Genomic DNA, 12,300 nt, shown 5'->3' with positions numbered 1-12,300 from the left:
TTTGGTACTGTCAAGAGGAGGGACTCAAGTCCTTTCGGCTGAACTACAAAGGCAGGAATTTGTACCGCCGGCGTCCTCGCCGGCTGTCGTGGAGGGTCTCCAGGCCCTCCACCTGAGAAGATGGATTAGGAATCCAAAGTTCGCAGTTCAAACACTCATCGCCTGTGTGGGCGAGGACGCCCACACGACAGCCGGCGAGGACGCCGGCGGTACTAAAACCTAGCCGATGAGGCGCGAGAGCTGGTCCTTCAAATCTGCTACCTCGCGTTGCAGCTCCGCGACCTCGGACTCAAGCTGAGAAATCCGCTCTTCCGTAAGAGAAGCTACGGGACCTTCCGATGCTGCAACTTCGCCAGCTGGTTGCACACCCGCTGCACACTCAACTTCGCCACTCAGCAGATGGGCATAGCGAGCCTCCTTGGTTCCCGGCTGCCGGGGAAGCATCTTGACCAGGGGCTCCTCTCTCTGCGCGAGGCGCTGCAGGACCGAAACTACGTCGTTCAGCTCCGAGAAGCTGTACATCCGCTCCGTTCGTCCGCGAAGCTCTCCCGGAGTCTGGGGTCCGCGCAGCAGTAGGACGCACATGACGGCAATCTCGCTGCGGGTAAAGTTGAAAGCCTCTTGTAACCAGTGCTCGTACTTGGTAACGCGGCCTTCGGCTCCACGCGCCGGACCAGCCAGTTTGTCATCTTCCAGCCCATGGAGAGCCTCGCGTACCGACTCCTCGTCCAGACTCATGACCGGCTCTCGATTATTCTTCTGATTACAGGCGTTTACGAGCGCATTGAGCGACAACGGATAATATTCAGGAGTAGTGATTTCTTTTTCGATGAGCGAACCAAGAACGCGTGCCTCGGTAGCAGAAAGCAGAATTGTCATGGAATCTTCCTATCGGCGGGCAAAGGCCTCGAGTACTACGATAGGTCATTTCCCCTCACTCCGGAACCTGCGCAAAAGGAGCGTGCGACACGCCGCTTCCCTGCTCGGACTTCTTTCAATCCTTCTTATGGGCACCTCGGCGGCGCCCGCAGCACCGACGCAGAGCTATCGGGTCGTCAACGTCTATCCGCACGACTCTTCGGCCTTTACGCAAGGACTGATCTATCTGGATGGAGCACTCTACGAAGGCACCGGCCTCAATGGACGCTCGTCCGTCCGCATGGTTGACCTGAAGAGCGGACAGGTACTGCAACGCCACGATGTTCCCGGCCAATACTTCGGCGAAGGGCTGACAAACTGGGGCAGCAATCTTTACGAGCTGACCTGGACCTCGCATATCTGCTTCGTCTATGACCGTTTCAGCCTTCGAGTGATCAAGACCCTCAACTACACCGGCGAAGGATGGGGTCTGACCCACGACAAGAGCGCGATCATCATGAGCGACGGAACATCCTTCCTGCGCTTCCTCGATCCCGCAACCTTCAAGGAACTGCGCCGCATCAAGGTCGTCGATAACGGGCGCGAGATCAGCGAACTCAATGAGCTGGAGTACATCAAGGGCGAGATCTACGCGAATATCTGGCACTCCGACAAGATAGCCCGCATCTCTCCGGCAACAGGCAAGGTTCTGGGCTGGATCGATCTGAGCGGCCTGCTTCCGGCCTCGCAACGTCCCGACGGAGACGCGGTATTGAACGGCATTGCCTACGATGCCAAGGGAGATCGTCTCTTTGTCACCGGGAAGCTCTGGCCCAAGCTCTTTGAGATCAAGCTGAAGCCTGCGGGAAGCAAGTAGCCAACCGGGACAGGTTCTCGCACAGATGTACACCGAGATACGAACCTTCGATAGCGTTCCACAAGAACCCGCGTGGTATGGAGGCTTGCAGCCCCTACGCAAAAGGCATCCCGGAGGGATGCCACCAGAGTAGCCCCGGGTGTAGCGTAGCGAAACCCGGGGTACCCCAATCTAAATTGACCTCCGCCCCGTATGGGGCGGAACCTAGAGTTTCTACATTTAGAGAAAGAAAATTAAGAGAAGTGAGAGGGTAAGACGTGTGGCTCAACTTGAGTCGTGGCATTGTGTCAGGGATGGACTTCAGTCCATCCGCCGCAATTTTTGAGGAGTTTGACAGACATTCTCGGTAACAGATGCAGCGTGGAATTGAGAAGGCCGAATAGTTGCAAGGTTCAGTTTGAGAGTATCCTCGACTTGGAAGCAGTGGCCCAAACACGCACACTGGTATAGGTTCAATGCTTTTGTTTTTCCCGTCACATGTGTTACCGAAAATGTCTCCTTTTTCAAAGAAGACTGTTTTCGGCAGGCCTAAAGGCCAGCCCTGACACACAGCAAAAGCCAATTCGCCTCTAAGATTCTGATTTTGTACACGATTTTCGGCTGTCATCGACTAAGAAAATGTAGAAACTCTAGCCTCCGCCCCGTATGGGGCGGAACGAATCTTGCATCGGCGAATAGGGAAAGATTCGTCCCGCCACCTCCGGGGCGGGCAATATTTTAAGAGGGACGGTTACCCCGGGTTTCGCTTCGCTACACCCGGGGGCTACTCTCGTAACATCCCTCCGGGATGCATTGCCGACGCAGGAATTTGGCGACGCAAGAATAGCGCGAGAAGATGCGGATATGGGGCTTCCTCACTGCATCCATCTCTTCCACTACTTCCCTCTGTTCCCTTTACGCTCTTCCGCTATTTCCTACTTGAAACCGCAGAAACTTCAGATGTCGTCCCGAGCTAATCGTCCGCTGCCTGTTCCATCGAAATGGCATTCCTCGGATACTGCCTGGGAGAACAACCCATCACGCGGCGAAAGGCCTTACCGAAGGCACTCTCAGACTCGTAACCAAGCGACTGCGCAATAGAAGAGATCCCTTCCGTGGAGTTCTTCAGCCGATCCGATGCCAGCAACATACGCCAGCGAGTGAGATACTCCATCGGCGTAGCCCCCACAATCTCACGGAAGCGCAGAGCAAACACCGAGCGCGACATTCCAACGCGTTCTGCCAACGATTGCACTGTCCAGGGATGCCCGGGATCGTTATGGATGCTCGCAATTGCAACGCTCATGTGCTTGTCTGAGAGTGCGGAAAGCCAGCAGGGACAAGCATTGTTTGCATTGGTCAAATGCAGGCGCAACGCCTGAATCAGCATCATGTAGGCGAGTTGCTGGGTAATGAGAGAACTGCCGGGCTGAGGGTTACGGAGTTCTTCTTTCATGCGTTCCAGCGACCAGCGCATGGCAGCCTTGTCCGACTCGCCACGGATGTGGACGATGGGCGGCAACGATTGAAGAAGCATCTCGGCATGGCCACCAGTCAAAGCGAAATGACCACCGACGATATAGCGTGCTCCCTCCGTAACCCCCGGCGCCTCGCAGCTCATAGAGAACCGAGCACTAGCGACCGTATAGAGAACCGGTTCCAAGGAGAGGTCTGTGGCAATCCGGAATGGCAGCCCTCGCGGAAGTAGAAAGCAATCCCCGGCATTGATCTGCACCGGCTCGGGGACGCCTTCGACAATCAGCCAGCACTGACCCGCGAGTACGGCGTAGCACTTGATTCCCTGATGCTTCGGAAACTGGATAGCCAGCTCGCCGCGCACCGCAAAACCTCCGGAGAAGTAGCTCTGAGGTTTCAGCAATGAAAGAACCTCGGAGAGCGGGTCCATATGTTGCGCCGCTTCCCGATGAGGCGGCAGGGTGCGATCCATTAGCGACGGGGATTCAGCAGGCTGTAGCTGCGGGACGATTGGACCAATCATACGGACTTTCAGTATAGATCGTCCCTCGATCAAGGCCCATCTATTGATCGACGGCAACGATTTAGAGCAATTCCGGCGTTACGATGTCCGATCAGAGATCAGCTAGATGACGTTTTCTTTGCAGGAAAGCGGCTTCGGGTTTCGAGGCTCGTGGATACACCTATGCCGGAATTGCCTGGCCGCTCATTCGTAGAGAAAGGAGAACATCAACATGCGTATCTTTGTGACCGGGGCTCCAGGATTCATCGGTTCGGCACTAATTCCAAAGCTGATCCAGGCAGGACACCAGGTGCTGGGACTGACTCGGTCGGAAGCTGGTGCCGAAAAGCTGCGAACCATTGGAGCTGAGGTGCTCCATGGCAATATCGAAGATCTCAACAGTCTGCGCGAAGGAGCGGACAAATCGGATGGAGTAATCCACCTGGCCTTCAACCATAACTTTTCGCAATTCCAGAAGAACTGCGAGGACGACCGCAAAGCCATCACCGCAATGGGCGAGGTTCTGCTTGGCTCCAACCGTCCTTTCGTTATCACTTCGGGCACAGCAATCGCGGAAAACGTGGATGGCAAGCCTGCGACGGAAGACGGACCAACCGCAGCCTGGAATCCTCGTGCGGCCTCGGAGGCAACAGTCAAGGAACTAACGGAGCGTGGTGTAAACACCTCGGTTGTGCGACTGCCGCAGGTACACGACACGCGCAAGCAGGGCCTGGTTCCCTACATCCATGCCGTTGCACGCGAAAAGCGGGTGTCGGCATACATCGGCGACGGTGGCAATCGCTGGCCGGCAGCACATGTCTCCGACGTAGCGCGGCTCTATCACCTTGCCTTTGAAAAGGCCGAGCCCGGCGCGATCTATCACGCAGTCGATGAAGAGGGCGTACCTATGAAGGCAGTCGCCGAGGCACTGGGCCGAGGGCTGAATGTACCGGTGGTCAGCATCAAGGCCGAAGAGGCCGAGGCACACTTCGGCTGGCTCTCCCGTTTCGCCGTACACGATATGCCCGCGTCCAGCGCAATCACGAAGCGGAAGCTTAACTGGGAACCAACCGGTCCAGGCCTGATCACCGACTTGGACGAAATGGACTATTCGCAAGCACCATTTTAGAAGAAGAGACAGCGACAGCATCCCGGAGGGATGCTACCAGAGTAGCCCCGGGTGAAGCGTAGCGAAACCCGGGGTATCCCAATCGAAAATAGATCTCCGCCCCGTATGGGGCGGAACGAATCTTACGTCACAGGATTGGACATGATTTCGCCCCGCCACCTGCCGGGGCGGGCAATGTCTATTTTGTACGTTACCCCGGGTTTCGCTACGCTTCACCCGGGGCTACTGTCGTCTTCTCCCTACCGGGAGAGAAACAACTACATTTGTCATGCCTGGCACAAAAACCGCAATCCATCTTTCACGCTACTTACAGCTGCAAGGAAAGATGAAGTAACTCTGCCGGATGTGACCGAAGTCGTCCAGCCTCGAAGATGGAGACCTCATCGGCCATGCTTCTATAGGCTCCCGCGCCCTACTGTTTGTCACAAGCCTGCGCCTTCGGCATAATTTAAGTGGCATTCTCGAATGAGCTACTATTTTGCCCATACGACCTACCCAATCCTGTTCCTTTCTGTATTTGCGCGCCAATTGTGTCTTCCGGTTCCGGCATTGCTCTTTTTGCTATCGGCAGGTGCTCTTGCAGGCTCAGGCAGGCTGAGTCTCGTCGGGATCCTGATCGTTGCCGAAGTCGGATGTCTTCTAGGAGATCTGATTTGGTTTGAAGCCGGACGTCTGCGCGGCAAGTCTGTTTTGAGACTCCTGTGCGCCCTGGCCCCAGATCCAAGCTATTGCGTTCGCCGCTCCCGTAGCGTCTTTGCGCGTAAAGGATTGCCCGTGTTCTTAGTTGCCAAGTTTGTTCCGGGGTTGGACGGGATTATGCCACCCCTGGCTGGATTGCTCAAGATCTCACGGCCACAGTTCCTGGCCTATGATGCTGGAGGTGCAATGCTATGGGTTGGAGCTTATGCAGGTGCCGGATTTCTTTTTGGCGACCAACTGGAGAAAGTAGCGAAATATACTTCGCTCGTAGCCAACACTATGATCCTGTCATTAGGTGTACCGCTACTCATCTTCTTCGTGTGGAAGCTCTTGCAACTGCTGCGCATGATTCGCCTTCTGAGACCGCTACACATTTCTCCGGAGCAACTAAAGGTTCGCCTGGATAGCGGGGAGAAGATTGGCGTGGTCGATCTGCTGCGCTTCGAGGACGATCCTGAAGGACAGGGCGTAATTCCAGGTGCAGTACGGATGAATCCGATGGAAATTCGACGGAAGAAACGTATTTTGACGCCCGAAGATTTGGAGATAGTGCTTTACTGTGCATCGAAGAACAACTTTGTGAGTGCTCGTGTAGCCACCGCCATGCGTCGAAGCGGAATACCTCGTATCCTTGTTCTATCCGGTGGCCTGGACGCGTGGAAGGCACGAGGGTTTCCTCTATCTGAAAAGCGAACCAATCCTCTCACAGAAATGGAGCGCCTCGGAATTCAGATGTTCCCACCCTTAACACTCGAGCCTGATAGTTTGAAAGATTTTGCAGAGAGTGATTGCTAAATAGGCATTGAGTTTTCCACCCCGGGTTTCGCTACGCTTCACTCGGGGCTACTGTCGTCTTCTCTTTATCGGTAGAGAAACAACTACATTTGTCATACCTGGCACAAACTGCAATCCTACTCCCAGGCTACTTACAAATACAAGGGAAAGATGAAGTAACTCCATAGATGTGACTGAAGTCATCCGACCTCAAAGATAGAGACCTCATCGGCTGCTGCTTCTATATAGCTCATTATCCTATCTTTCCCTTCTTATACCAAGCTATCCATGCGCAGCAACCACTCACATTACTTCTCACAAGAGAGATAGACGGAGCAGGATTTCTCTCCTGGCAGATGAAATAACACTTCCTACAATAGATACCAACCGTGATACGCTGTCCGGCAAAGGGAAAAGCTATGTTTACCCGTAAGCTAAGTATCTTTGTGCTCTGTGTGCTTATTGCCTTCTGCACCGCCTGTCGCAAGTCAAAGGACTCCCCGAAGGAGAACATGCGGAACATTACAATCGCACAGTGGGGACAGGCGCGTTATTTAATCTATCTTCCTGTCTATCTGGCGGAGTCGCAGGGATTCTTTGCAAATCATCATATACATGCGGACATAACGTTTTCAGGCAATGACGACCAGGTCTTTGCAACGGTAGCCAGGGGCGATGCACAGTTTGGCGTTGGAGATCCTATCTTTACAGCCATCAGTTCGGAACGGGGCTTGCCCGGGGTCGAAGTCGCCACAATCGTAGGACGCGTAGCACTCTGGGGAGTAGGCCGAAAAGGTGCTAAGTCAATAACAAAGCCGGAAGACTTAGCTGGCCTCAGGATTGGAACTTACCCCCGGCCCTCGACAACGTACACGCTCCTGACCGATACGCTGAAGCGCTCGCATGTACGCGCACAGATCGTGCAAGTACAGATCGGGAGCGAGCTCTCCCTTCTTGAATCGAATAAGGTAGATATAGTCTTTCTTCTTGAGCCGGACGCTTCCCTTGCCGAATCCAGGGGCTACTCAATCGTGATGAGCCTGCCTGGGATGTGGGGCAAATTCGCTTTCACAGGTTTAACCACAACTCGTCTGTTTGCAACTTCAAACCCGGAGCTTGTCGGAGACGCACAATCGGCCATTGAAGAGGCAAGTCACTTCGCACACACAAACCGTCCTGCCACGATTGCAGCTGCGCAAAAGCTCTTTCCTCAGATCGATCAGGCAGTAGTGAGCAAGGCTGTTGACCGGATGATTCAGGAAGATACGCTGCCAAGTTCGGCTGAACCGGACAAAGAGGGTTGGCAGCGGGCAATCCTTGTGCGACAGGAAGTCGGCGATCTACGCACGCAAAATGATTACTTGAATTGCCTTTGGAACAGGCACTGAGGTGTCAATCTCTATGGCAGACGATCAGCAAGCAACCAAAACACAAACACCCAGTCGTGGCGAGACTGCAAAACGCGTCATCAAAGAGCACCCCTGGGCAGCTATCGGCACCTTAATTGGAGTTACTATCCCCCTCTACGATCTAATAAAGGAGCAACTGACTGTACCATCCGTACTCGCCATATTCATTGGAGCTCTTTTCTATCTGATCGATGCCGGAAGAGAAAATGCCACCTCACATAGAAGACTTGCCGAAAAGATCGACAGGCTCGAAACCGACAAAATTGACAAATTCGAAGCCGCAATTGAAAACAATACCAGAGCGCTAAAGGCCCACGAACTGCTGCTTCTTTCTCGAACTACCGACAATCTGACGCTGATAGCCTTCAAGAACCTTCTCGCCTATCTTCCCTTGTATTTAGCAGAGGATCTTGGCTATCTCCAGGAAGAGAACATTGCAATCACTTCCTCTCTCTCTAGCCTGGACGATCAAAACACGGCCAGAATGCTGCTGCAGAACGCCAAGAACGGCATCGCTATCTGCGATCCATACATGTGCTTCGCAAACAGCAGCTTGCGGATGATCTACCCGCTCTGCAACAGGGTGGCGGCGTGGCCCATGACGCTTAACTGGATTGGCAGTACCGATGCAGCATCAAGAAAAAGCAACAAGGTTCAGGTTGCTGCCTATCGTGCCCCAAGTACGACCCATGTGCTTGCCCAGCTTGTGGCCAAGCGCCTCGTATCGCCGCGGCTGAGCAAATCGTCCAGGATGTCTGCCACGGTAGTCGAACTCAGCGATTCCGAGGCAAAATTCGGCGAAAGCGAAATCCGTAAAGATATCGAAGACGGGCTGCAACTTCTCTTGATGCAGTATGACGTCATGATGTTATGGGAGCCGCACTGTGAAATGGCGCTCCAGCGAGGGGCAAGATACTTCTTCCCTCATGAGTACGAGGAAATCCTGAAAGACTTCGGACCGCCCCTGATATATTCGGGACTCCTGGTAACACAAGAAATGATTTATGAAAATCCAACTATCCCGATTCGGCTGCGAAGAGCTTTGGACCGGGCAGTTGCACGTCTTCAGGATCCGAACCGCCTCTCCTATTGCAAACAGACACTGGAGCAGCGGAGACTCCTTGCCGGATTCGAAAAGGAAGTATGCGAATCGGTGCTTGCCCGTCTGGTAAGGAATACGCCTTTACCTGCAGATACGACCGATTACAAGCGACCCGGGTGGGGTACAGCAAGTCAGGCATGGGCTGCCGGTATCTTTGCCGCACATTCGTTGAGAAAATCCCTTGTTTACAGTCAGCCCGATCTAGCTACAAAGCTACAGTACGAGAGCAGTGCTGCTTCCGAAGATTTTCATCACTTGATCTACACGTAATTATAGTTGGGAGATTCAGGAATCATGTGCGGTATAGCAGCAGTCTTCTTCAATAACAAGAACCTGAACAATTGGGCTCAAAAGACTGTCGACCTCATGCTGGCAAGATTGGAGCATCGAGGCTTCTCCGCACTCTCTCGGTCGAGTGTTGTCGGCATGTCCGTTATGGGATGTGTCAGGCTTCCCATTCGCAGCCCTATCGCAGGAGATCAGCCCTCCTACAACAGCGACTACTCAGTCGCTGCGCTTCTGAATGGCGAAATCTACAATATCGATTCCTTTCGGAGTACAGCTATCCCTAACACGGAGAGCGATACCGCAGTCTTACCACTGCTCTATAGATCGTCGAAAGACGACAGCTCTCATGAGGAACGTCTCCTGCAATGCCGGGGAATGTATGCGCTCGTCCTCCACGACACCGCCGAGTCCACGCCGGTCGTCAAGATCCTTCGCGATCACGTTGGAATCAAGCCGCTTTGGCTGGCACATTCATCGAACGGGATCTTGATCGCATCGGAGCTCAAAGCCTTTCTCGGTCAAACGCTTATCTCTGTTCGGGAAGTGAAGCCTGGAGAGCTGGTGGTACTTACACATTTCGGTGGAGAATGGGCTGAGCAGAAAACGAAAGACGTCCGCGAGCAGTTGCTGGCAGGCTCAGCACAATCTCACGACATGCAAGCCGCCTCCCTTCGTAACGTAATCGCTGCTGCTGTAAAAGCTCAATGGCCGGTGGAAGATCTGCCTGTTGCCACGCTTTGCAGCGGCGGAATCGATAGTTCCATCATTGCCTACGAGTTAGCCCAATATAGGACCTCCCGGCAGCCGGTTGTAGCGTACACGGGTTACTGCACCGACACCTCCCGTTCAAGTGCGAATTCCGATATCGTCGCAGCGAGGTTATTGTGCACCGAACGGCAGATCCCTCTCCGCGAGGTACAGATCTCCTATGACGATCTTTTCAACGTTCTCGGCGATGTGATTTATCACGTCGAGACCTTTGAACCCAATGTTGTCCGCAATGCGGCGATTCAGTATCACGTCATCCAGAAGATCGCGGCTGACGGTTTTCGAGTCGCATACTGCGGAGAGGGTGCAGACGAACTCTTCTGGGGCTACGCCGATTTTGCAAATGCAGCCGACCCGGAGTATCTCGCCAGTCTTTTGCTTAGAGACTTATACAGAACCCAGCTCCTGCGTGTGGATCGCATAGGAATGGCGCACACGGTCGAGGTGCGTGTTCCCTTCCTCGATGAGTCCGTCGTCCGCTTTGCCTCACAGCTCACCGCGTATGAGAAGCAGCTCACCTCTTGTGGAATCTGGCTGGGGAAAGCGCTCCTTCGCGAAGCGTATGCCGGAAGGCTTCCGGATGAAATCGTGCTGCGCCGGAAGGCAACGCTCGCCTACGGAGCCGGTTTTGGCGGCGTAGAAATGGACGATCCCATTATCAACATCCGGTCGCGCGAGTTATTACGTGCAAGAGGCGAATCTCTGGCGTCGGTGAAAAGCAAATTCCCCAAAGCATTCCCGCTCAATACCGGAACAGATGAGCGCGCACTCTACGTGCAGATCTTTACCTCGCTGGGCTTTGCAATTCCGGAGGAATATGACCAACCCCGATTTGCGCAACTCGAAAGAACGCATTAACACGGATACAAATATGGCCGACCAAACTGCAGTTGAAGTCGAAGCCGTTAGCTACACCTTCCAGCATGGGACAAAAACCAGGCCAGTTCTCGATGCTGTCTCGGTCACATTAGTGTCGTCAAAGACCTTGGCGATAACGGGGCCCAGCGGGTGCGGCAAAACGACGCTTCTGCGCCTTATCTCCGGACTGCTCGAACCCTCCAGCGGGAACATACGATATCATGACGGAGCCCGGAAGCCGCGAATGGGATTTATGTTTCAGGACCTGAAACTTGCGCCCTGGCTCAATGTGCGAAAGAACTTGATGTTTGGACATGACTCAAGTGTCGAAGCCAGTACTCAATTTCAGGACGTTGTGAAGCTGCTTGGGTTAGAGAATCATCTTTCAGAATATCCAAGCCATCTCTCCGGCGGACTGAAGGAGCGGACTGCATTTGGAAGAGCTCTGCTCGGAAAACCGGAACTGCTTCTGCTGGACGAGCCCTTGAGCAGCACCGACTACATACACCGCCTTGAGATTGAAGATTATCTCTTCGACCGTGTTCGTGCCGATTCGATTTCGGCAATCATCGTTACGCACGATCTGGATCAAGCCGCCGCCAATGCAGACCAGGTTCTGATACTGCCTTCCGCTGGATCATCCCATCGGCCTTCACTCCTCAGCATTCCGAAGGAACTACGCATGTTCATCCCCTCGCAGGCGCGTCAGTCCCCGCGAATGCCACTTATTATGCGCAATCTGATTTCCGACTATGAGGATGTTTTGTTATGAGGAAGGCACTCCAATCACGAGCCAGACTTCAGGTTCATCTGTTTCGATGGCTGACGGTGCTGTCGCTGATTGCTTGCTGGCAATGGGCAGGCTCTTCCAATGCAAAGGCTCACTTCTTCTACTCGACTCCTCTCGAGGTCGTCGTCAGAGTATTTTCCGAACTCCTTCACGGCACGATTCTCCCCGATACGGCAGCCACTTGCGAGGAAGTATTGATCGGCTCCGTTGCCGGGCTGCTTATCGGATTTGTCCTAGCACTGTCACTCTGGTGGCTAAGAACGGTAGGAGAGGCACTGCAGCCAATCATCATCGCCTTCGCCTCCATTCCTATTTTTGCGGTAGCCCCACTTCTGGTCTTTTGGTTTGGAGTAGGCTTCTCGGGAAAACTGGTTGTCGTATGCTTGTCCGTCGTATTCATAGCGCTGCTATCGACTTATCAGGCGGCACAAAACATTGACGAAGAATACCGCGAGCTGGCGCAATGCTTTGAGATATCCCGCACTGATGTCTTTCTCCGTCTGATACTGCGAGGCAGTCTTTTATTAGCTATGCCTTCCTACAGACTCGCCATCATCTTCGGATTTATCGGAGCCTTCATCGCCGAGCTGATAAGTTCCAATAAAGGTCTGGGACACTTCATCCAGAGGAATTCCGGCCTCTACGATGTCACCGGAATTCTCGCAGGACTAGTAGTATTCATCTTCTGCGTTTTATTGTGCGTCGTAGGGCTTGACCGGCTAGATAAATATCTCGCGAATTGGCGCTAAAGCCTGCCCTGTAGTTTGTAGGGAACAACCTTGGCGTTCAGA

At 53.7% G+C, this 12,300-nt stretch carries 10 protein-coding genes; 8 read left to right on the top strand and 2 right to left on the bottom strand.

Annotated elements, in window-relative coordinates:
- Window positions 1–219: 219 nt before the first annotated feature.
- Window positions 220–879 carry a YceH family protein gene (locus AC6I7T_RS27415; protein ID WP_497790998.1) on the bottom strand — a complete coding sequence of 220 codons (660 nt, stop codon included), beginning with the start codon at window positions 877–879 and terminating at the stop codon, window positions 220–222.
- On the opposite strand from AC6I7T_RS27415, the gene AC6I7T_RS27410 reads away from it, so the two are divergent.
- Complete coding sequence (locus AC6I7T_RS27410; protein WP_497790997.1) at window positions 878–1,735, top strand: glutaminyl-peptide cyclotransferase; 858 nt, start codon at window positions 878–880, stop codon at window positions 1,733–1,735. The genes AC6I7T_RS27415 and AC6I7T_RS27410 overlap by 2 nt on opposite strands.
- 952 nt (window positions 1,736–2,687) lie before the next feature.
- Here the strand turns inward: AC6I7T_RS27410 and AC6I7T_RS27405 are convergent.
- Window positions 2,688–3,713, bottom strand: a complete 1,026-nt coding sequence (locus AC6I7T_RS27405) for an AraC family transcriptional regulator (protein WP_497790996.1) — start codon at window positions 3,711–3,713, stop codon at window positions 2,688–2,690.
- 211 nt (window positions 3,714–3,924) lie between these two features.
- Between AC6I7T_RS27405 and AC6I7T_RS27400 the strand changes: the two genes are divergently transcribed.
- The 7 genes from AC6I7T_RS27400 to AC6I7T_RS27370 all read left to right on the top strand — a co-directional run bounded on the left by AC6I7T_RS27400 (window position 3,925) and on the right by AC6I7T_RS27370 (window position 12,258).
- Window positions 3,925–4,821, top strand: a complete 897-nt coding sequence (locus AC6I7T_RS27400; RefSeq protein ID WP_497790995.1) for an SDR family oxidoreductase — start codon at window positions 3,925–3,927, stop codon at window positions 4,819–4,821.
- A gap of 465 nt (window positions 4,822–5,286) precedes the next feature.
- Complete coding sequence (locus AC6I7T_RS27395) at window positions 5,287–6,315, top strand: VTT domain-containing protein (RefSeq protein WP_497790994.1); 1,029 nt, start codon at window positions 5,287–5,289, stop codon at window positions 6,313–6,315.
- Between the two features lie 491 nt (window positions 6,316–6,806).
- Window positions 6,807–7,682, top strand: a complete 876-nt coding sequence (locus AC6I7T_RS27390; RefSeq protein ID WP_497790993.1) for an ABC transporter substrate-binding protein — start codon at window positions 6,807–6,809, stop codon at window positions 7,680–7,682.
- 13 nt (window positions 7,683–7,695) lie between these two features.
- Window positions 7,696–9,075 (top strand): hypothetical protein, encoded by a 1,380-nt coding sequence (locus AC6I7T_RS27385; protein ID WP_497790992.1) that lies wholly within the window; start codon window positions 7,696–7,698, stop codon window positions 9,073–9,075.
- Between the two features lie 24 nt (window positions 9,076–9,099).
- On the top strand, window positions 9,100–10,719 hold the full coding sequence (locus AC6I7T_RS27380) for an asparagine synthetase B family protein (protein ID WP_497790991.1): 1,620 nt from the start codon (window positions 9,100–9,102) through the stop codon (window positions 10,717–10,719).
- Complete coding sequence (locus AC6I7T_RS27375) at window positions 10,679–11,491, top strand: ATP-binding cassette domain-containing protein (RefSeq protein WP_497790989.1); 813 nt, start codon at window positions 10,679–10,681, stop codon at window positions 11,489–11,491. Before AC6I7T_RS27380 ends, AC6I7T_RS27375 begins: the two co-directional genes overlap by 41 nt.
- Window positions 11,488–12,258, top strand: a complete 771-nt coding sequence (locus AC6I7T_RS27370) for an ABC transporter permease (protein WP_497790988.1) — start codon at window positions 11,488–11,490, stop codon at window positions 12,256–12,258. Before AC6I7T_RS27375 ends, AC6I7T_RS27370 begins: the two co-directional genes overlap by 4 nt.
- Window positions 12,259–12,300: the final 42 nt, after the last annotated feature.

Source organism: Humiphilus diazotrophicus, assembly GCF_059726315.1.
The sequence above is the reverse complement of the archived record's forward strand: the minus strand, read 5'-3'. Positions and strand labels throughout refer to the sequence as shown.